The 20,939-nt window shown below is 74.4% G+C and carries 16 protein-coding genes and 2 pseudogenes; 10 read left to right on the forward strand and 8 right to left on the reverse strand.

The genetic code is table 11. The features are described 5' to 3' along the window. Positions 1 to 58: 58 nt before the first annotated feature. Positions 59 to 2,116 carry a PQQ-dependent sugar dehydrogenase gene (locus ACIGNX_RS00645; protein ID WP_396535638.1) on the reverse strand — a complete coding sequence of 686 codons (2,058 nt, stop codon included), beginning with the start codon at positions 2,114 to 2,116 and terminating at the stop codon, positions 59 to 61. A gap of 429 nt (positions 2,117 to 2,545) precedes the next feature. Continuing rightward, the gene (locus tag ACIGNX_RS00650) at positions 2,546 to 3,355 is read right to left on the reverse strand and encodes an alpha/beta fold hydrolase (protein ID WP_396534776.1); all 810 of its coding nucleotides are present in this window, start codon (positions 3,353 to 3,355) and stop codon (positions 2,546 to 2,548) included. A gap of 294 nt (positions 3,356 to 3,649) precedes the next feature. On the opposite strand from ACIGNX_RS00650, the gene ACIGNX_RS00655 reads away from it, so the two are divergent. The 9 genes and pseudogenes from ACIGNX_RS00655 (at position 3,650) to ACIGNX_RS00695 (ending at position 14,057) form a co-directional block, all read left to right on the forward strand. After that, positions 3,650 to 4,405, forward strand: a complete 756-nt coding sequence (locus tag ACIGNX_RS00655; protein WP_396534778.1) for a GAF and ANTAR domain-containing protein — start codon at positions 3,650 to 3,652, stop codon at positions 4,403 to 4,405. Positions 4,406 to 4,658: 253 nt separating this feature from the next. Next, positions 4,659 to 5,153, forward strand: a pseudogene (locus ACIGNX_RS00660) (hypothetical protein); the annotation flags it as partial. A gap of 172 nt (positions 5,154 to 5,325) precedes the next feature. Continuing rightward, positions 5,326 to 5,499: pseudogene (locus tag ACIGNX_RS00665) on the forward strand (DNA ligase); the annotation flags it as partial. Positions 5,500 to 5,504: 5 nt separating this feature from the next. After that, positions 5,505 to 7,097 carry a M20/M25/M40 family metallo-hydrolase gene (locus ACIGNX_RS00670; protein ID WP_396535640.1) on the forward strand — a complete coding sequence of 531 codons (1,593 nt, stop codon included), beginning with the start codon at positions 5,505 to 5,507 and terminating at the stop codon, positions 7,095 to 7,097. Between the two features lie 187 nt (positions 7,098 to 7,284). Beyond that, positions 7,285 to 8,340, forward strand: coding sequence for an HD domain-containing protein (locus ACIGNX_RS00675; RefSeq protein ID WP_396534780.1), 1,056 nt, complete (start codon positions 7,285 to 7,287; stop codon positions 8,338 to 8,340). Between the two features lie 58 nt (positions 8,341 to 8,398). Next, positions 8,399 to 10,882, forward strand: a complete 2,484-nt coding sequence (locus tag ACIGNX_RS00680) for an ATP-binding protein (protein ID WP_396534782.1) — start codon at positions 8,399 to 8,401, stop codon at positions 10,880 to 10,882. Positions 10,883 to 10,943: 61 nt separating this feature from the next. Continuing rightward, positions 10,944 to 11,573, forward strand: a complete 630-nt coding sequence (locus ACIGNX_RS00685) for a hypothetical protein (protein WP_396534784.1) — start codon at positions 10,944 to 10,946, stop codon at positions 11,571 to 11,573. Positions 11,574 to 11,660: 87 nt separating this feature from the next. Further along, positions 11,661 to 12,836 carry a GDSL-type esterase/lipase family protein gene (locus ACIGNX_RS00690; protein ID WP_396534786.1) on the forward strand — a complete coding sequence of 392 codons (1,176 nt, stop codon included), beginning with the start codon at positions 11,661 to 11,663 and terminating at the stop codon, positions 12,834 to 12,836. 75 nt (positions 12,837 to 12,911) lie between these two features. Continuing rightward, positions 12,912 to 14,057, forward strand: a complete 1,146-nt coding sequence (locus ACIGNX_RS00695; protein ID WP_396534788.1) for a macrolide family glycosyltransferase — start codon at positions 12,912 to 12,914, stop codon at positions 14,055 to 14,057. Here ACIGNX_RS00695 and ACIGNX_RS00700 read toward each other — a convergent pair. Further along, positions 14,017 to 15,234 (reverse strand): amidohydrolase family protein, encoded by a 1,218-nt coding sequence (locus tag ACIGNX_RS00700; RefSeq protein ID WP_396534790.1) that lies wholly within the window; start codon positions 15,232 to 15,234, stop codon positions 14,017 to 14,019. The genes ACIGNX_RS00695 and ACIGNX_RS00700 overlap by 41 nt on opposite strands. A gap of 244 nt (positions 15,235 to 15,478) precedes the next feature. Here ACIGNX_RS00700 and ACIGNX_RS00705 point away from each other — a divergent pair, with 244 nt between their 5' ends. Further along, positions 15,479 to 16,582, forward strand: a complete 1,104-nt coding sequence (locus tag ACIGNX_RS00705) for a glutamate--cysteine ligase (RefSeq protein WP_396535642.1) — start codon at positions 15,479 to 15,481, stop codon at positions 16,580 to 16,582. 9 nt (positions 16,583 to 16,591) lie between these two features. On the opposite strand, the gene ACIGNX_RS00710 is transcribed toward ACIGNX_RS00705, so the two are convergent. The 5 genes from ACIGNX_RS00710 to ACIGNX_RS00730 form a co-directional block, all read right to left on the reverse strand. Further along, on the reverse strand, positions 16,592 to 17,731 hold the full coding sequence (locus tag ACIGNX_RS00710) for a histidine decarboxylase (RefSeq protein ID WP_396534792.1): 1,140 nt from the start codon (positions 17,729 to 17,731) through the stop codon (positions 16,592 to 16,594). Positions 17,732 to 17,890: 159 nt separating this feature from the next. After that, positions 17,891 to 18,919 (reverse strand): ABC transporter ATP-binding protein, encoded by a 1,029-nt coding sequence (locus ACIGNX_RS00715; protein ID WP_396534794.1) that lies wholly within the window; start codon positions 18,917 to 18,919, stop codon positions 17,891 to 17,893. After that, complete coding sequence (modB, locus tag ACIGNX_RS00720; protein ID WP_396534796.1) at positions 18,916 to 19,719, reverse strand: molybdate ABC transporter permease subunit; 804 nt, start codon at positions 19,717 to 19,719, stop codon at positions 18,916 to 18,918. Before modB ends, ACIGNX_RS00715 begins: the two co-directional genes overlap by 4 nt. Beyond that, a complete protein-coding gene (modA, locus tag ACIGNX_RS00725) occupies positions 19,716 to 20,486 on the reverse strand; it encodes a molybdate ABC transporter substrate-binding protein (RefSeq protein WP_396534798.1) in 771 nt (256 codons plus the stop codon). Before modA ends, modB begins: the two co-directional genes overlap by 4 nt. Beyond that, positions 20,483 to 20,890, reverse strand: a complete 408-nt coding sequence (locus ACIGNX_RS00730) for a molybdopterin-binding protein (protein ID WP_396534800.1) — start codon at positions 20,888 to 20,890, stop codon at positions 20,483 to 20,485. Before ACIGNX_RS00730 ends, modA begins: the two co-directional genes overlap by 4 nt. Positions 20,891 to 20,939 lie beyond the last annotated feature (49 nt).

The raw sequence follows: 20,939 nt of genomic DNA on the forward strand, positions 1-20,939 counted from the left end.
CTCCGTTTCGTGGTCGGGACCGCGTGGGGCGGAGCGGTCGCCCCGCCCCACGACGAGCTCACCGTCCTAATTGGACCTTGAAGATGCTCTCGTTGCTGTTGTTGGCGATGCTGTCCTTGTCGCCGTAGTTGCTGGTGGTCAGCCACAGGCCGCCGTCGGCCGACGGCTCCACGGTCCGCAGCCGGCCGTAGGTGCCGTTGAGGTACTGCTGGACGTTGGTCAGGCCGTCGCCGGAGATCTCCGCCCGGTACAGCCGCGCGCCGCGCAGGCACGCGATGTAGAGGGCGTCGCGGACCACGGCGATGCCGCTGCACGAGCCCTCGGCCACCGGGTAGGTGCGCTTCGGCGCGATGAACCCCGCCTCGCCGCAGCTGCCCGTGGTGCCCTCGCAGCTCGGCCAGCCGTAGTTGCCGCCGCGCACGATCAGGTTCGTCTCGTCCATGACCGAGTTGCCGAACTCCTGCTCCCACAACCGGCCCTGCGAGTCGAAGGCCAGGCCCTGGGGGTTGCGGTGGCCGTAGCTCCACACCGGCGTGCCGAACGGGTTGTCCGAGGGGACGCCGCCGTCGCGGTTGATGCGCAGCACCTTGCCCGCGAGGTTGGCGCGGTCCTGCGCCCACGCGCCGTTCTGGCCGTCGCCGGTGGCGACGTAGAGCTTGCCGTCCGGGCCGAACCGCAGCCGGCCGCCGTTGTGGTACTTGTTGCGCGGGATGCCGGTGAGCAGCACCTCCGGGCTGCCGGTGAGCGTGCCGCCGGTGTAGCGGATGCGCACCACGCGGTTGTCGGTCGTGGTGGTGTGCATGACGTACAGCCACGGGTCGGCGGTGAAGTCGGGGGCCACGGCGAGGCCCAGGACCCCGCCCTCGCCGTCGGTGCCCGCCGCGCCCGGCACGCGCCCGAGGCTGGTCTTCGCGCCGGTCGCCGGGTCGAGGCGGACGACCTCGAACGTGTCGCGGCGGCCGAAGAGCACCTGGCCGTCGGGCAGGGTGGTCAGGCCCCAGGGCAGGTCGGTCTCGGTGGTGACCCTGGTGACCGAGCACAGCGCCGTGGCGCAGGAGCCCCCGGTGGTGACCGCGACGGCGGTGCTCGGCGTCGAGCGGTTGGCCTGCGCGTCGCGCGCCCGCACCTGGTACTGGTAGCGGGTGTTCGCGGCCAGGCCGCTGTCGGTGAACGTCGTCGCGGTCGCGCCGCTGGTGGAGCCGACCTGGACGCCGTCGCGCAGGACCTCGTAGCCGGTGACGGCCACGTTGTCGGTGGAGGGCGACCAGCGCACGGTGACGGTGGTGCCGGACGCGGTCGCCGTCACGCCGGTGGGCGTGGTCGGCGGCTGGGTGTCGGCCTGGCACTGCGGCACGGTGACGGTGACCGTGGGGCTGGCCTGTGAGACGTTGCCCGCCGCGTCGCGGGCGTTGACGTACAGGCCCCAGGTCGCGCCCGGCGTGACGGTCAGGTCGGCCGTCACCGCCGTGCCGGGCACCGAGGTCATGAGCTGCCCGTCGTGGTAGATGTCGTAGAACGCGACCGCGACGTCGTCCGTGGACGCCGACCAGGACAGCGTCACCCCGGTGCAGGTCAGGTTCGAGGTGCGGGGATCGGCCGGTGCGGTCGGCGGTGTGGTGTCGACCCCGAGCCGGACCAGTTGCCACTGCTGGTTCGCGCCGCCGGTGTCGGGGGCCTGGACGAGCCGCGCGCCGTCGGCGGTGGAGGAGTTCTGCACGTCGACGGCCTTGCCGCCCGCCCGGTTGAGCAGCCGGGCGTAACCGCCGGAGGAGTCGGCCAACCGGAACTGCTGGCCCGCGCGGCCGGCGTCGGTGGCCTGCACCAGCCCGACGCCGTCGGCGGTGGACGGGAACGTCAGGACCTTGCCGCTGTGCCGGGACTCGACGCGGTAGTAGCCGCCGCCGGAGTCGACGAACCGCCACTGCTGCCAGGCACCGTCGTTGCGGGTGTACTGGGAGATCCGGGCGTTCTCGGTGGTGGCGCGGCCGTAGACGTCGAGCGCCTTGCCGCTGTTGCGGTTGACGAGCACGTACCAGGCGTTGGGGTCGACCGAGGCGGCCGACGCGGCGGGCACCGGGAGCAGGACGCCGAGGACCGACAACACCACCACCCACACCGCCCGCGGTCGCGAGCGGGGGACGGCGCTCTTCCTGGTCGCGAGGGGATCTCGCATGGTGTTCCTCTCACGGGAATGCAAGGCAATCGCCTTGTTATCGCTAACAAAGATGAGGCGGCGGAATGCCGCGTCGATGGCGGTCGACGTGCATCGCGGTGGTCGAGCGGAGGTGTTCCTAGACGCGCTGGGCGGCGGTCGAGGGCGCGACCGAACCAGGTCTGCGGCGGAACGACAGCGACCCGGGTTCCTTGCGCGCACGTGGAGCCATGCCTCGCCTCCTTGCGAGCAGGGTGCGTCCTGGTCGTCGCGAGTGCCGGGTCAGCACGATTGGGAGCGTTCCCAGCACGCACCGTAGCGCAGCGCGTTCATCTCCGACAAGACCGCTGACCGGGTACCCGGAGTTCGTTAGCGCTAACAGCGAGTGGCGTCTCAATTGCCGGGCGCAACCCCCAGGAAGGCGACCAGGGCGGTGGTGAAGTCGGGGTTGCCGATCGTGGTGCCGTGGTCGCCTGCCACCACGAGGAGCCGGGCGCCGGGGATCGCGTCGGCGAGGACGTGCGGACGTCGGGCGAGCGGGTCGTCGTCGCCCGCGATCACGAGCGTCCGGGCGGTGACGGCCGCGAGGTCGATCCCGCCCTGGTGGGCGGAACGCGCCTGCGCCGCCAGCGAGCGGAGGTCGGAGCCCACCGCTTCGGCGAACGCGCGCAGCCCCGCGACCTCCGGCGGCAGGGGGCCGGGGTCGTCGGACAGCAGCGCCTCGGCCAGCACGTCGTTGGGCAGCACCCTGGTGTCCACCCCGCCGACCTCGACCACCCCCGCGCCGACCCCGCCGACGACCAACCGGCGCACGGCCGGCTCCTCGGCCGCGGTGAGCAGCGCGACCACCGCGCCCATCGAGTAGCCGACGAGGTCCACGGCGGGGGCGCCGAGGGCGGCGATGACGGCCCGCAGGTCCCGCGCCATCCGCGGCTCGCCGTACCGGGCCGGGTCGGGCGACTTCCCCGACGACCCGTGACCGCGGGCGTCGACCCCGACGACGTCGCGGCCGGCGGCGGTCAGGGCGGCCACCACCCCCTGCCCGGCCCACTCGGCGAGGGTGTTGGCGCTGAACCCGTGGTGCAGCACCACGGGAACGCCGTTCGCCGCGCCGCCGTCGGCCGCCCACCGGTGGAAGGCGATCTCCGTGCCGTCGTCGACCACGAGGGTGGACGTCCGCGGTGCGGGGAGCGAATCGGCCATGGGTGCCTCCGGGTCCGTCGTCGGGGTCCCATCGTCGCGCCCGACCCGCGGTCGTCGGCGTGCGGGCCCGGCCGGCGTCGCTCGGTGCCGGCGGTCGGGCGGCGGGTGCGCCGCGGGGCCGCCGTGATCGACCCGCGGTGCGCCGGATCATGTCGAGCGACGTTCGACCGGGTCGGGGCGGTCGGCGTCGGGACCGGATTCCAAGGTCGGCGTGGCATGCGCGGGACCGGATCGGGCAACTCTCCGTACTGCGCGCCGACCCGGCGCGGGCCGATCCCGGTACTGGAGGCTGCGGTGGGTGTGGGCGAGGGGCGCAATCCGCGCGAGGAGTGGTCCGGTAGCGCCCTCGCGGGGGAGGACCTGGCCGAGCTCGCCTCGCGCCTGGGTGACCTGGCGCGTTACCTGCAGCAGCAGGACAACGTCGTCGACACCCTCGGTGGGATCGTGAAGACCGCCGTGGACACCGTGCCCGGCGCGCGGCACGCGGGCGTGTCGGTGGTGCGGGAGGGCAGGTCGATGCGCACGGTGGCGGGCAGCGACGAGCTGGTGGGACGGGTCGACCAGGTGCAGATCGACCTCGCGCAGGGGCCGTGCCTGGACGCGCTGTACGACCGGCGCACGGTGTCGCTGCCGGACATGGCGCGGGAGCACCGGTGGCCCGGGTTCGCCGTCCGCGCCGCCGAGCTGGGCGTGGGCAGCATGCTGTCGTTCCAGCTCTACGTGACCGAGGACGACCTGGGGGCGCTGAACCTGTACTCGACCGAGGCGCACGCGTTCACCGAGCAGTCCGAGCAGATCGGGTCCCTGTTCGCGGCGCACGCCGCGGTGGCGATGGCGGACGCCCTGAAGATCGAGGACCTGTCCCGGGCGATGGGCACCCGGGACCTGATCGGCCAGGCCAAGGGCATCCTGATCGAACGCCTCCGGATCACCGGCGACCAGGCGTTCGCCGTGCTGGTGCGGGCGAGCCAGGACACGAACACCAAGCTGACCTCGGTCGCCGAGTACCTGGTCCGCAGCGGTGAGCTGATGGGCCCGTCCCAGCCCTGACGCTCGCAACACCGACGCTCGCGACACCCGCAGGGGACGACGAGGCGGCCGGGGTCGTCACGACGCGCCCGGCCACCCCATCGGGTGGTGCCGGCGCGCTGTCCGACCGGCGGTTGGTCCCACGGGTCGAGGGCGCTCGTCGTGGCACCTCGGACCCACGGCCCGGCTACCCCGCACCCCACCCCCGAAACCGGTTGGAGCGGTCGTCGCACCGGGGGTGCTCGGGTCGCGGTCGAGCGGATTCCCGGTGACGATGAACGCCGCCCGCGGCGGGAGGTGGCCGACGGGGGAGAGGTGGGCGGTCGAGTTCGAGTGGGACGGCTACCGCGGCGTCGCGTACTCCCGGGGCCGTGACGTGCGGGTGCTCAGCCGCGACCACCTCGACCTCACCGACCGCTTCCCGCAGCTGCGGGTGCTGTCCGACGTGCTGCGCGGCCGCACGGCCGTGCTCGACGGGGAGATCGTGGCGCTCGGCCCGGACCAGCGGCCCGGCTTCCAGTTGTCGCAGCGGCGCACGCGCACCTCGGCCGGCGTGCGGGCCCTGCGCGTGCCGCCGGTCGCGTACTACGTGTTCGACCTCCTGCACCTGGACGACCGGCCGGTGTGGCACCTGCCCCACGCCGAACGGCGGGCGCTGCTCACCGCGCTGGCGCTGCCCGGTGAGCACGCGATCCAGGTGCCGCCGAGCTTCCCGGACGCGGAGCCGGCGACGATCCGGCGCGTCGCCGGGCAGCACGAGCTGGAAGGCATCGTCAGCAAGCGCGCCACCTCCCGCTACGAGCGGGGCCGGCGGTCGCCGTCACGGGTCAAGACACCGCTGCGCCGCAACCAGGAGGCCGTGAGCGGCGGCTGGAAACCGGGCCGGGCCGCCGTTCCGGCACGCTGGGCTCGCTGCTCCTCGGCGCGCACGGCGACACCGGCTGGTCTGCACAGGACACGTCGGCACCGGCTTCTCCGCCCGGGCGCTGGTCGACCTGCGTCGCCTGCCGGCCGGCCTCGAACGCCGCACCAGCCCGTTCGGCACGCCGGTGCCCCGCGAGTTCGCCCGCGACGCCCACTGGGTCGACCCGGTCCTCGTCGGCGAGGTCGAGTTCCGCCAGTGGACCGGCGACCACCGCCTGCGCCACCCGTCGTGGCGCGGCCTGCGCGAGGACCTCGCCCCGGAGGACGGGCGCCTGACCACCCCGTCGAGCCCCGGCACGCCGGCGGTCGGCCGGCCGGGCCACGGGCCGGTGCGCGCATGGACGACCCGCGTCCGGGTAGTCGGAGGTCTCCCGAGGAGGAGGACCCGATGACGAGTGGCGCGGTGCGGGCGGAAGAGGTGCACGACTACCTGAACGGGCACCGTGACCGGATCGTCGAGGAGTTGATCGGCTGGGTGCGCGTGCGCTCGGTCGCCGGCGTGCCCGAGCACGGGATCGACCTGGTCCGGTCGGCGAACTGGCTCGCCGCGGCACTCCGGGAGACCGGGTTCCCCACCGTGGAGGTGTGGGACGCGGGCGGCGCGCCCGCGGTCTTCGCGCAGTGGTGCGCGGAACCGGAGGCGCCGACGGTCCTGGTCTACAGCCACCACGACGTGCGCGCGGCGAAGGACGAGCAGTGGGAGGAGACACCGCCGTTCGAGCCGGCGTTGCGCGACGAGCGCCTCTACGGGCGGGGCGCGTCCGACGCCAAGGGGCAGGTGCTGGCGCACGTCTGGGGGGTGCGGGCGCACCTGGCCGCGACCGGCCGCACGGCGCCGGCGGTGAACCTGAAGTTCCTGGTCGAGGGGGAGGAGGAGGCCGGGTCGCCGCACTTCGCCGCGCTGATCGAGGACCACCGCGACCGGCTCGACGCCGACCTGGTCGTCTTCTCCGACACGCTGCTGTGGCGGGCCGACCACCCGGCGATCTGCACCAGCGTGCGGGGGCAGCTCAACGCGCACATCGAGGTGTACGGGCCGCTGCGGGACGTGCACAGCGGCGCGGTGTCCGGGCCCGCCCCGAACCCCGTCGAGGAGCTGTGCAAGCTGCTCGGGCGGTTGCACGACGACAAGGGGCGGGTGGCCCTGCCGGGGTTCTACGACGACGTGGCCGAGCCGTCCGAGCGCCTGCGGGCCGACCTCGCCGCGCTGCCGTTCACCGAGGAGGACTGGCTGGCCCGGTCCGACACCCGGACCGTGGGCGGCGAGGTCGGCTACACGGTGCTGGAGCGGCTGTGGGCGCGACCGGCGGCCGAGGTGCTCACCGTGGTCGCGGGTGACCCGGTCGGGGTGCCCAGGGCCGCCATCCCGGCGGTCGCCAGTGCCGACCTGAGCATCCGCACGGTGCCGGACCAGACGGTGGCCGCCGTGGCCGCGCGGTTGCGGGCCTGGGTGGCGGAGACCATGGGCGACAAGGTCCGCTACGAGCTGACCGTGGCCGAGGAGAACGGCCAGGAGCCGTACCGGACGCCGGACGACCTCCCGGCGGTCGACGCGCTCGCGGCCGCGGTGCGGGACGGGTTCGGGACCGCGCCCGGTCGGATGGGCAACGCCGGTGGCGGACCGGCCGAGCTGCTGGCGCGGAGCCTGGACGCGCCGGTGGTCTTCTTCGGCACGGGTCTGCCGGAGGACCGGTGGCACGACAGCGACGAACGGGTGTTGGTCGACGTGCTGCTGGCCGGAGCCGCCACCCTGGCCTGCCTCTGGCCGCGCCTGGCCGACCCCTCCTGATCCAATCGGGCACGCCGGGACTCGGGTGGTGGTGCGGGGGTCTTGCGGGCGGCTCGTGCGGACCTCCGCCGTCACGTTCGCCCCGCGTCCGGCGAGCACATGATTGTCCGGCGGTGGTCCGAGCTCGCCCGGGTGGTCGGCGCACGCCGCGCGGTCGACCGTCGGCCCGCGGACCGACCCGATCGCGGTGACGATCGGCGTCACCCTTGCGGGTGTTTCCCGGTGGCAGGGGACCGGCGGCCATCGGCACGGTGCGCCGGCCATTGTCGACCGCAATCAGGCGGACCACGGCTTTGTCGCCGACCTTATGCTCGCCACAGACCGGCACGTGCCTCCGCTCGAACGGGTGATAAATCATTATCCCACCCGACTTGGGATGATCCGCGCACCCACCGGTTCCGCGGGCCGGTCGTCGAGAAATTCCCCCGGACAGGTGTTAATGGCTCGGTCGAAAGCGCAACCGGTCGTGGATCGGCCTGCTAGGGTCCGAGTGCTCGTCGGACCAGAGAAGGCCGGGGTAGGGGTGCGCCGTCATCTTGGGTGCCCGAATTCCTCGTGCGACCACAGGGAGCAGGGAATGAACGACGCGCTGATCGTGGAGAAGACGGCGCAATTCGTGCGCAACGAGTTGTTCGCCGAATCGTCCGGGCACGATTGGTGGCACGCGCACCGGGTGCGCCGGCTCGCGCTCGCGCTGGCGCGCCGGGAAGGCGCCGACCTCCACGTCACCGAGTTGGCCGCGCTGCTGCACGACATCTCGGACTACAAGCTGAACGGCGGCGACCACGAGAAGGGGCCGCTGATCGCGTTCGAGTGGCTGACCGCGATCGGGGAGAGCCGGATCAGGGCCGGCGCCGTCGCCGAGATCATCGCGAACATGTCGTTCAAGGGCGCCGGCACGCCGACCCCGATGGCCACGGTCGAGGGCAGGGTGGTCCAGGACGCCGACCGCCTCGACGCGCTGGGCGCGATCGGCATCGGGCGGACGTTCGCCTACGGCGGTTACGTGGGCCAGGTGATGCACGACCCCGATTCCCGACCGCAGTTCCACGCGACCCACCGGGACTACCTGAATCGTCAGGGAACGGTGATCGACCACTTCGCCGAGAAACTCCTCCTGCTCAAGGACAGGATGAACACGGAAACCGCTCGCGTGGTCGCCGAACGGCGGCACCGGGTATTGGAGGAATTCCTGCGTGAATTCCACCTGGAGTGGGCCGCGGAGGACGTCGGGGAACCGTGACGCAAGGCGGCGCCGAACGCGGGGTGAGGCGCCGGGGGAGCAGGGGAGGCCGCGACCGATGTCGATTCTGCCGTCCGACTCGACGGGAAGCGTGGAGTACCGCAACAACGCCGGATCGGCCGGCCAGGTGGTGCAGGTCGGCGTCATCCACGGCGGCGTCAGCATCTACGGCTCGGTCGACCTGCCGGACGCGGCGGTCCGCACGCTGCCCGGCGACGTCACCTCGTTCACGGGCCGCCAGGCCGAGTTCCAACGGGTCCTCGACGGCGCGTCCGGCAACGCCGCCGGCAACGTCGTCAGGATCATCGTGATCGACGGCATGGCGGGCGTGGGGAAAACGGCCTTCGCCGTGCACATCGCCCACCAGCTGGCTCCCCGCTTCCCGGACGGCCAGATCTTCCTGCGGCTCTACGGCCACACGCCGGGGCACCAGCCGGTGGACCCCTCCGACGCGCTCTACACCCTGCTGGTCGTGATGGGCGTCGCGCCGCAGCAGATCCCGCCCGGCCCGGACGCGCGGGCGGCGCTGTGGCGCGACCGCTCGGCCGACAAGCGGCTGCTGCTGCTGTTCGACGACGCCACGAGCAGCGCGCAGGTCAAACCGCTGCTGCCGGGCGGGCCGGGCAACCTCGTGCTGCTGACCAGCCGGCGCCGGCTCACCCTGCTCTACGACGCGTTGCCGGTGACGCTCGGCGTGTTGGGGGCCCAGGAGGCCGAGAGGTTGTTCCAGCAGCTCGCCGGGGTCGACGCGGACGACAGCGTCACCGGCATCGTGCGCTCCTGCGGGTACCTGCCCCTGGCGATCAGCCTGATGGCGGGCCACCTCAAGCACCACCGGGCGTGGACGCCCCGGCACCTGCTGGACGAGCTGGACGCGGTGCCGGGCGGGTTGGAGGCGATGTACGCCGAGGACGACTCGGTCGCCACCGCCTTCGACCTCTCCTACCGGGACCTGACCGCGGACCAGCGGCGGCTGTTCCGCCGGCTCGGCCTGCACCCGGGCGGCGACTTCGACACCCACGCCGCCGCGGCCCTGGGCGACCTCGACGTGCCGGCGTCCCGGCGGATCCTGGACTCGCTGTTCTCCTGCCACCTCGTGGAGGAGGTGACCCGCGGGCGGTACTCGTTCCACGACCTGATCAAGGCGCACGCGCGGGGGCTGGCCCTGGCCGACGACGCGACCGACCGGGAGGCGGCCGTCGGGCGCCTGCTGCGGTACTACGTCGTCACGGCTCGCGCCGCCGACCGCCACCTGGCCCGACGCCGGCGCGGCCCGGACGGCGGCCCGGACGGTGGTCCGGACGGCGGCCCGGACCGGGGTCCGACGCCGGCGCGCCGGTTCGCCGACCGGGGCGCGGCGGTCGACTGGATGGCCGCGGAGCGGGTGAACCTCCAGGTCGTCGCGGACCACGCGGCCCGGCACGGCCGCTCGGGCGACGCGGTCGAGATCGTCGCCGCGACGCACGGGTTCCTGCGCACCTTCGGGTACTGGCACCAGGACCGGGCGTTGCAGGACCTGGCCGTCGCCGAGGCGCGCCGGGTCGGCGACCGGTCGGCCGAGGCGAAGGCCCTGCACCGGCTGGGCGAGGTGCAGCGGCTGATGGGCGAACTGCCGGCGTCGGTGATCAGCCTGCGGGGGGCGCTGGACCTGTTCCGGGATCTCGGCGACGCCCTCGGCGAAGCGGACGTGCTCACCGACCTGGGGTTCGTGCAGCGCCGCACGGGCGAGTACCCGGCGTCGGCGGCGAACCTGCGCCGGGCGCTGGAGCTGTACCGCGAGCTGGGCGACCGGCACGGCGAGGCGGGCGCGTCGAACTACCTCGGCGACGTGCAGCGGCTCACCGGCGACTACCCGGCGGCCATCGCGAGCCAGGCGGGGGCCCTGGCCTCGTTCCGCGCCCTCGGCGACCGGATCGGCGAGGCCAACGTCCTCACCTCGCAGGGCGAGGCGCTGCGCATCCTGGACGACCACGAGGCCGCGTCGGCGGCCCTCACCGAGGCGCTGACCCTGTTCCGCGAGTTCGGCAACCGCCACGGCGAGGCGAACGCCCTCAACTACCTCGGCGACGTGCGCCGCCGGCTCGGCGACCTGCCGGCGGCCATGGCCGGGCAGTTGCGGGCGCTGGCGCTGTACCGGGAACTCGGCAACCGGCACGGCGAGGCCGGCGCGCTGAACTGCCTGGGCGAGGTCCAGCGGCTGCGCGGCGAGCGCGAGGCCGCCGCGGCGAGCCAGGCCCGGTCGCTGCGGCTGCACCGCGAGCTGGGCGACCGCCACGGCCAGGCCCGCGCGCTGATCAGCCTCGGCCACCTGGCCCTGGACGACGGCGACCGGGCCACCGCGCGGGAGCGGTTCACCGAGGGCCTGCACCTCGCCCGGTCCCTCGCGGCCCGGCACGAGGAGGCGGAGTGCTGGGAGGGGTTGGGCCGCAGCGCGGGCGGCACGGCGTCGGGCAGGGCGTCGTTGCGCCGGGCGCTCGTCCTGTACCACCGCATCTCATCACCGCGGGCCCGTGCGCTGGCGGAGGAGCTGTCCGCCCGGTGACGCTCGACCGCCGGCACCGGGGCGCGACCGGTCCCGGCGCCGCCGCCCTACCGTGGCCGCCGTGATGCGCGGGGTCCTGGTCGTCGTGGTGCTCGCCCTGGCCGTGCCTGCTGTGGCCCGACCCGACCCTCGACGCCGCGGACCTCGACGCGGCGCTCCCACCGCGGGTGACCTGCCCGGCTTCGTCGCGCACGACGGGCTCACCGGCCCCCTGCCCGTGCCGGGCTCCGACCAGGACGGTCGGTCCGTGCCGACCGGCACGGCGTTGCGGGAGCAGTGCCGGAAGTGGCGCGCGGAAGGCGACGGCTGGGCCTGCGAGCACGCGCACGGGGTGGGCATGGTCGTGCTGGAGCTGTCGGAGAACGTGTTCTTCCGCGTCCTGTCCGACGTCGTCGCCTACGACGACGAGGACGCGGCGGAAGCCGGCTGGGACGGGCTGGTGGCCGACCTCCGCGACCGCGTCCGGCGGGAAGGGGTTCCCGGTGTCCGGGAGCGCTCGCCCGGGTGGGGCGACGAGGGCCTGTCCTTCGAGGGCGACGGGGTCACGGCCATGGCGATCCGGGCCGGCAGCGTGGTCGTCGCCTCCTCGGTGTGGGACGGCAGCGACCAGGTCGACGAGCGGGACGAGCGGGAGACGGCCCGGGAGTGGCCCGCGTTGCAACTGTCGAGGATCGAGCGGTTCGTCGGCTGACGCCGGTGCGCGTCAGCTCCGTGTCAGCGCCGTGTGAGGTGGTCGGCGCAGTGTCCGCGCATCCACCGCGGACGACGGAGGCAGTAGATGGACAACACCGACAACTGGGTGCGGACCTGGGCGGCCGCGCCCCAAGCGGCGCACGACGGGCTCGGCTCGCTCGACGGCCACCCGCCCTTCACCGACGTGACGCTGCGCCAGGTGGTGCGCGTCGGCGGCGGCGGGCGGCGGGTGCGCATCCGCTTCACCAACGAGTTCGGGACCACGCCCCTGACCGTCGGAGCGGCACGGGTCGGCTTCGCGGAGCCCGGCGGCGGGGTGCGGTCGGGGGTCGCCCTGACCTTCTCCGGCGCGGCCGCGGTCACCGTGCCGGCGGGCGCGCCGGTCGTGAGCGATCCCGTCGACCTGGACGTGCCCGACCTGGCCGAGCTGTCCGTCAGCCTCTACCTGCCGACGGTCGTGGAACACGTCACCTGCCACGACCCCGCCCCGGACCCCGGCTGGGCGATCCCGGGCGACGCCGTCGCCGCACCCGCCGTGCCGGAGGGCGCAGAGCCCCTGCCGGTGCGGGCGCTGCTGTCCGCAGTCGAGGTGCTGCCCGACCGCCCGGCCGGGGCCGTCGTCGTGATCGGCGACTCCCGCGTGGACGGCGCGGGCTCCACCCCCGGCGCGCACCACAGCTGGCCGGAGCTGCTGGCCGAGCGCCTCGTGCGGCACGGCCTGCCCGGCTACGTCTGCAACCAGGGCATCAGCGGCAACCGGCTGCTCACCGACGGCATCGGCACCGCCGTGCTCGCCCGCTTCGACCGCGACGTGCTCGCCACACCCGGCCTCGCCCACGTGGTGATCTCGGTGGGCGGCAACGACCTCGGCATCTCCCACGCCCCGCACGACGGTCCCCTGGGCGACTTCCTGCGGGCGTTCCCCGGCCCGCCGGTGACCGTCGCCGACGTCATCGCGGGCCACCGCCGCCTGGTCGCGCGAGCCAGGCGACGGGGCGTGCGGGTCCACGCCACCACGATCGCGCCCTTCGAGGGCGCGGAGATCCACACCCGGGAGGCCGAGAGCGCGCGTCGAGCGGTGAACGAGTGGATCCGCACCTGCGGCGAGTTCGACGCCGTGCTGGACTTCGACGCCGTCTGGCGCGACCCGGCCCACCCCGCTCGCATCCGGGACGGCTTCCACTGCGGCGACCACCTGCACGGCAACGACGCGGGCTACCGCGCCCTGGCCGACGCCGCGGACCTGTCGCTGTTCGCCTGAACCGGGAAATCGGTTGCGACCACCCGGCCGGGGCCGACAGGCTCGGCCGGGGGTGCGACCGGTTCAGGAGGTCAGGTGGAGGTTCTCTTCGTCACGCTGACCGGGCACGGCCACGTCACGCCGACGCTGGCCCTGGTCGAGGAGCTGGTGCGGCGCGGTCACCGGGTGGACTACGCGACCGGGCCCGAGCACGCCCGCGCGGTCACCGCGGCCGGGGCGGGCTGGGTGGAGCTGCCGGGGTTGCCGCCGTTCCGCCCGGCCGGCGGGGACGTCGTGGCGGCCTGGTTCCGGCACTACTTCGCGGCGATGCGGGAGGTCCACCCGGTCCTGCTCGACCGCTGCCGGGTCCGGCGTCCCGACGTGGTCTGCTACGACGCGACGAACTGGCCCGCGCGGCTCGTGGCACGGGAGTTGTCCATCCCGGCCGTGCGGTGCGTGCCCCACCTCGCGTCCAACGAGTCGTTCGCGCTGCCCATGCCCGACTCGCTGCACGTGATCGCCGACGACTGCGCGGAGTTCGCGGCACGGCACGGGGTCCCGCTCGACGCGCGCGGCACGGTCGACGCGCCCGAGGAAGTGAACCTGGTGTTCGTGCCCCGGGAGTTCCAGCCCGCGGGGGAGACCTTCGACGGCACGTTCCACTTCCTCGGTCCCCTGCTGGGCCGCCGCACCGTCGAACCGTGGTCGCCGAAGCACCCCGACCTGCCGCTGCTCTACGTCTCGCTCGGCTCGATCCTGACCGACCCGGCGTTCCACCGCGCCTGCGTCGCGGCGTTCGCCGACGGCGCGTGGCAGGTCGCCCTGAACGCGCCGGACCCGGGCCCGGTCCCCGACACCGTGGACGCCCGGGACTGGTTCCCGCAACCGGCGGTGCTGGGGCGGGCGCGGGCATTCGTCACGCACGCGGGGATGAACTCGACGATGGAGGCGCTGCACCGCGGCGTCCCGCTGGTCGCGGTGCCGCGGACACCGGAGCAGGGGGCGAACGCCGACCGCGTCCAGGAACTGGGCCTGGGCGTGCGCCTGCACGAGGGCGACGACCTGCGGGCGGTGGTCGACCGGGTCGCCGCGGACCCCGGGGTGCGGCGCGAACTGGACCGGATGCGCGCCGCGATCCACCGCGCGGGGGGCGTGGGGCGCGGCGCGGACCTCGTGCTCGCCGCCGGGCGCCGAACCGCGGTCAGCCCCGGTCGTGCCGCTTCACGCGACCGCCCTGCATGACGAAGTCGACGCCACCGGTGCACCCGATGTCGTCGAACGGGTCGCCGGGCATGGCGACGAGGTCGGCCGCCGCCCCGGGGCGGACCACGCCGCGGTCCGGGAGGTCGAGCAGCGCGGCGGCTTCGCGGGTCGCCGCGCGCAGCGCCCGCAGCGTGCCGATGCCGGTGGACACCATGGCGGTGAACTCGCGCCAGTTGTCGCGGTGCGGCAGGACGCTCGCGTCGGACCCGAACGCGATCCGCACGTCGGAGTCGGCGGGGTTCCCGGCGCACTCACGCAACCGGTCCGCGTGCCGCCGGATGCCGCTGCGCAGGTGGTCGGGCTTGTCGGCCCAGAACGCGTCGTCGTCCAGGCGGCGCAGGAACTCGAAGGTCACAAACCGGGTCGGCACGAGCCAGGTGCCCTTGTCCGCCATCAGGTCCAGCACGGCGCGGCCGGCGAGCGAGGCGTGCTCCACGGAGCGGACGCCGGCGAGCGCGGCCCACCGGACGCCCTCGTCGGTGAACGCGTGCACGGCGGTCGGCTTGCCGAGGTCGCGGGCGGTGGACACCAGGGCGTGGACCTCCTCCTCGGAGTAGGTGACCCGCTCCGGGTCGTCGCGCTCGGTGCTGAAGCCGCCCGTGCCCGCGAACTTGATCCAGTCCGCGCCCTGGCGCGCCTCCTCGCGGACGACGCGGATCACCTCGTCGACCCCGTCGGCCACCGCGCCCAGCTCCACGCCGAAGCGGACGGGCAGGCCGGCGGACTTGTCGCCGTGGCCGCCGCGCCCGGAGATGATGCGGGGGGCCACGACCAGCCGCGGCCCGGCGACGACACCGGCCCGCTGGGCCTCCCGGAGGTCCACGGTGATCGCCGGGTTCGCGCACCCGAGGTCGCGCACGGTGGTGAATCCGTTGTCCAACAACGTCCGCATCGCGGGCAGGGCGGCCAGGGCCAGCGCGCTGACGGAGGTGTCCGGCGACGACTCGGACACGACGTGGACGTGGCAGTCGATGAAGCCCGGCACCAACGTGCGGTCACCCAGGTCGATCACCGTCGCGCCCTCCGCCCGCCCGGGACCGACCCGCTCGACGCGCCCTCCCCGCACGAGGACCCCGGTCCGCCCGGCGGGGTGGTCCGACACCCCGTCCCAGAACCGGTCCGCGACCACGACCACCGATTCCCCGTCATCCGGCATTCCTGGCCCTCCGAATCGTTCATGGAATCGTTCCGACCGGACGTCCGCACTCGAACCACGCCGTGCCCGGAGGGGTTGACGCAATCATCTCGCGGGAAACCCGAAGAATGGCTCGACGTTCGACCGGGTCAGGTCAAGGGGAATTCCTGCGAGCCGCGGAGTTGGAATGGACCGAACGACGACCACGCCGAATTCGCCGCCGGTCGAATCCGCGACGGCGCCACCCGACCGCTCCGGCGTGACGATGGGGGTGGAGGAGGAGTTCCTCCTCGTGGAACCCGGGTCGGGGTTGCCGGCGAGCGCCGCGCGGGCCGTGCTGGACCGGGTCGTGCCCGGCGAACTGGCCGAGGGCGCCCGCGTAGAGCGCGAGCTGTGGGACACCGAGGTCGAGGCGAGCACCGGCGTCTGCACCACGCTCACCGCCGTGCGCGAGGCGCTCACCCGCCACCGCGCGGCACTCGGGCGTGCGGCGCGGGCCGAGGGGCTGGAACTGGTGGCGGTGGGGTTACCGGTGTTCGGCGCGGAGACCGCACCGCCCAACCGGGACGGCCACTACCGGTGGATGGGCGACGCCTACGGGCTCGTCCTGTCCGACCAGGAGTTCTGCAGTTGCCACGTCCACGTGGGCGTCGCCGACCGCGAGGTGGCCGTCGCCGTGCTCAACCACCTGCGGCCGTGGCTGCCGACGCTGTCGGCGCTCACCGCCGACTCGCCCTTCCGGCGCGGCCGGGACACCGGGTTCCAGAGTTGGCGGACCGTGGCCTACACCCGCCTGCCCGCCTCCGGCGTCCCGCCGTGGTTCGGCTCGCTCGCGGAGCACGACGCCGACCTGGCCCGCCTCGGTGAGTGCGGCCTGCTGCCCCGCGACCACGGCGGCCTGCGCCTGGCCCGCCTGTCCGGCCACCTGCCCACGGTCGAGGTCCGCGTCGCCGACGCCGTGCCGTCGGTGGACGAGGCGGTGCTCCACGCGGCCCTGGTGCGCGGCCTCGTGCGGACCGCGCTGGACGAGTTGGCCTCGGGTCGGGAGGCCGACCGGCCGGCCGACGGCGTCCTGGGCCAAGCGCTGTGGACGGCCGCCCGGCACGGTCTCGCCGGCCCGGCGATCGACCCGTGGACCGGCGCGCCGACCTCACCGCACGCGATGGCGGCACGCCTGCTCCGGCGGGTCGAGCCCGCCCTCACCGCCACCGGCGACCTGGCCGGGACCCGTTCGCTGCTGCACGGCGTGCTGCGGCACGGCAACGGGGCCGTGCGGCAACGCCGTGCCGCGGCCGAGGGTGGCATCGACGACGCGTTGTCCCTGCTCATCCGGGAGACGACCGCGGCCCACCTCTCCGACGGCGGGTGACGCGCGCCCTCACGTCAGGTCGGCGCACATCCGGTCGATCACGTCGGCGGTGAGGTGCGGCATGACGGACAGGTGCGCGCGGCCGTCCACGTCCAACAGGTTCCAGGTGCGCATGACCTGCTCGTCGGGCGCGTCGAACAGCACGACGTTGCCGCCGGGCGCGCGGGTCGGGTGGCGGCCCGCCTCGGCGAGGCGTCGGACCGCGTGCCCGGTCACCTCCAGGCACCGGTGCGCCCGCCGCGCGAGCCCGTCACCGCCCAGCCCGCGCAGCGCGTACCACAGCAGCAGCGGGGACAGCGCGTCCCGGGAGCCGCCGATGGTGTCGTCGTCGCTGCCCACGGCCACCCCGGGCGTGCGGACCCGGTCCGCGTCGGCCGCGCGCACGAGCACCACGCTGCTGGGCAGCGGCGAGCCGATCATCTTGTGCCCGCTGACCGACACGCTGTCCGCGCCGTCGGGGAACGCCCACGGCCGCGGCGGGTCCCCGAACGCCGCCAGCGGCCCGCCGAAGGCCGCGTCGGCGTGCACGAACACGTCGTCCACGCCCGCGGCGGACGCGGCCCGGCGGATGCCCGGGATGTCGTCGTACGCGCCGCGGCTGGTGGTGCCCACGGTGGCGACGACGATCGCCGGCGCTCCCCGGTCCCCGATCTCGCGGCCCAGTTCGCCGAGGTCCATCGCGCCGTCGTCGTCCACCGCCACCTCCACGAGCGGCACGCGGAGCAACCGGGCGATCTTGGGCACCGAGTAGTGCGCCTCCCGCGAGGCGAACAGCACCGCGTCGGGGTACCGCTCGCGCGCCACGTAGACCGCGTAGAGGTTCGCCTCCGTCCCGCCGTGCGACAGGTGGCCGAACACCTCGTCCGGCCGCCCGCCGGCGAGTTCGGTGAAGAACCCCACCACCGCCCGCTCGAACGGCTTGGTGTCCAGCCGGTACTCGCTCGTCTGACCGGGGCTGCCCGCGTTGTTGAGGTGCAGCGACAGGAACGGCGCGAGCGGGCCGTAGTCGAAGTCCAGGTTGACCGGGAACCCGGCGTGGTGCCGGAGGCGCTCCTCGGCCGAGTCGGCGAAGCGGCGCAGCAGTTCGGCGTCCGCGCCCCGGTCCGCATTCTCCTGTGACGGGATGCGCAATTCTTCGGTGGTGAACACTAATCCGCCTCCCGGAAGCCACCCGTGTGATCGGATCACCGCGCGCGATTCCACGTGGCGCGCTCACCGGCCCGCCGGTCGCGATTTCCGCCGAATCGGCTGGAATTGCCGAATCCGCACCGCGGAATGCACTCGGCGTTCGACGGTACCCGAACGGCGTCAGCTCGGGTAGGTGTGAATCTCGGTCGCCTTCACCGCCGCCCACAGCGCGTCGCCCGGCCGGAGGCGCAACTCGGCGACGGTCGCCGTGGTGACGTCGGCCGACACCGGCGGCGTGCCGTCGAGCCGGACGCGGGTGGTGTGGGCGTGCTGCTCGATCCCGACCACGGTGACGGGCCAGGTGTTGCGCGGGCTGCCCGCGGGCCGCTCCGGGTACAGGCCCACCGCCGTCGGCGGGAACGCCACGTGGACCTCCCCGGTCACCGGCTCGGCGACGGTCAGCCGCCCGCCGCCCGCGAGCGCCACCCCGGTGCCGTCGGCCGTGCCGCGGTAGAGGTTCAGGCCGACGAGGTGGGCGACGTAGTCGGTGCGCGGTCGGCGCGCGACCTCGGCCGGCGTGCCCTGCTGCACGACCCGGCCGTGCTCCAGGATGACGATCCGGTCGGCGAGGACCATCGCGTCCAGCGGGTCGTGGGTGACCAGCAGCGTGTGACCGGGGTAGTCGCGCAGGTGGCGACCGAGGTCGGAGCGGACCTTGAGGCGGGTGCTCGCGTCGAGCGCGGCCAGCGGCTCGTCCAGCAGCAGCAGGCGCGGGTCGGTGGCCAGGGCGCGGGCCAGGGCGACGCGCTGCGCCTGGCCGCCGGACAGCGCCTGGGGCTTCACGCCGGCGAACCCGGCCAGGCCGACCCGCTCCAGCCAGGCGGCGGCGATCGCGTTGGCCCGCGCCTTCGCGGTGCCGCGGGCGCGCGGGCCGAAGGCGACGTTGTCCAGCGCGGTCAGGTGCGCGAACAGCAGGTGGTCCTGGAACACCACGCCGATCGGGCGCCCCTCCGGCGGCAGCCCGTCCCACGTCGCCCCGTCCACCCGGACGGCCGCGCCCCCGACGAGCCCGGCCAACGCGCGCAACGCCGTGGTCTTGCCCGCGCCGTTGGGCCCGAGCAGCGCGACCACCTCGCCCGGTGCCAGGTCCAGGTCCAGGTCGAGGCGGAACGCCCCGCGGGTGACGCGGATCTCGGCGTGCAGCGTCACGTCGCCCCGCCGATCCACCGCTCCCGCAGCCCGGCCAGCACGCCGACCGACACCGCGAGCAGCACGACGCTGAGCACGATCGCCGCGTCCGGGTCGGTCTCCAGCGCCAGGTACACGGCCAGCGGCATGGTCGTGGTCTCGCCCGGGAAGTTGCCGGCGAAGGTGATGGTCGCCCCGAACTCGCCGAGCGCGCGGGCCCAGCACAGCACGGTCCCCGCCACGACCCCGGGCAGCACCGAGGGCAGGGTCACCCGCCGGAACGCGTGCCACCGCGACGCGCCCAGGGTGGCGGCGGCCTCCTCGTAGCGGGGATCGGCGGCGCGCAGCGCGCCCTCCACCGAGATGACCAGGAACGGCATGGCCACGAACGCCTCCGCCAGCACGACCCCGGCCGTGGTGAACGGCAGCGAGACGCCGAACCAGGCGTCCAGGTGCTGCCCGACCAGCCCGCGCCGGCCGAGGACGAGCAGCAGCGCGACACCACCGACGACCGGCGGCAGCACCAGCGGCACGGTGACCAGCGCGCGCAGCACCCCGCGGCCGGGCAGGTCGCCGCGCGCCAGCACCCACGCCAGCGGCACGCCCAGCAGCAGGCAGAGCGCGGTGGCCAGGCTCGCGCAGACCAGGGACAGCCGCAACGCCCGGCCCACCTCCGCGCTGAGCAGCCGGTCGGGCAGGGTGGCCCAGGGCGTGCGGATCAGCAGCCCGACCAGGGGGAGCAGCAGGAACGCCAGCCCCAGCAGCGCGGGCAGCACGAGGACGACGGGCAACCGCCCCCGCGGCGTGCGCTCGGTGCTCACGGCGCGGCGAAGCCGGCCTCGGCCAGCACCGCGCGGCCCCGGTCCGACAGCACGTGGGCGAGGAACGCCTCCGCCCCGGCGGCGTTGGGCGCCTTGGCCAGCGGTGCGATCGGGTAGTCGTTGACCGCCTCGCCGGACTCCGGGAAGTCGATGCCCTCGACCGCGCCGCCCGCCGCCCTGACGTCCGTGCGGTACACCAGCGCCGCGTCCACCTCGCCCAGCGACACCTTGGTCAGCACGGCCTTCACGTCCTGCTCCAGCGTGTCCGGCCGGGGGGTGATCCCGGCCGCCTCGAACACCTCCTCCGCCGCCGCGCCGCACGGCACCTGCTCCGCGCACAGCGCGATCTTCAACCCCGCCTCGCCGAAGTCGGCCAGGCCGCCGACCCCGCCCGGGTTCCCCCTGGGCACGGCGATCTGGAGGCTGTTCCTGGCGAACGTCGTCGGCGTGGCGGTGATCGTGCCGGTGTCGATGACCTGCCTCATGTTCGCCGGCGCGGCGGAGGCGAACACGTCGGCGGGCGCGCCCTGGTTGAGCTGCCGGGCCAGGGCGGAGCTGCCGCCGAAGTTGAACCTGACGGCCGCGCCGGGGTGGGCCGCCTCGAAGTCCTCGCCCAGCCGCGTGAACGCCTCGGTCAGCGACGCGGCGGCGAACACCGTCACGTCACCGGTGACGCCGGACGTGCCGCCGGTCGCCGGGGCGTCGGTCGACGGGGAACCGCACCCCGCCACCAGCAGGGCCGCGAGCACCGGGATCAGCCGTCTCACCTCGTCACGCCTCCTTCGATCTCGACCACGACGTGGGTGGACTTGATCGAGGCGACGGCGACGCTGCCGACCTCGAGGCCGAGCTCGTCCGCGGACTCGCGGCTCATCAGCGACACGATCCGGAACGGGCCCGCCTGCATGTCGACCTGCGCCATCACGCCGTCCTTGACGACCCGGGTGACGATTCCGCGCATGCGGTTGCGCGCCGAGGCCGCGACCGTGGCACCCAACTCGGGCGACTCGGCCAGCTGCTGGGTGAACGCGGCCAGCTCCGCGCCATCGATCGCCTTGCGCCCGTTGTCGAGCACGACCGACCGCAACCGGCCCTGGTCGATCCAGCGGCGCACCGTGTCGTCGCTGACGCCCAGCAGCTCGGCCGCCTCGCTGATCCGCAGATTCGGCATGAAGACGAGTGTAGGTCCGAATCCGCGGAGTTCTACCTCGGGGTGCTCG

The sequence above is a fragment of the Actinosynnema sp. NPDC053489 genome, from assembly GCF_044544865.1.
Classification (GTDB): Bacteria; Actinomycetota; Actinomycetes; order Mycobacteriales; family Pseudonocardiaceae; genus Actinosynnema.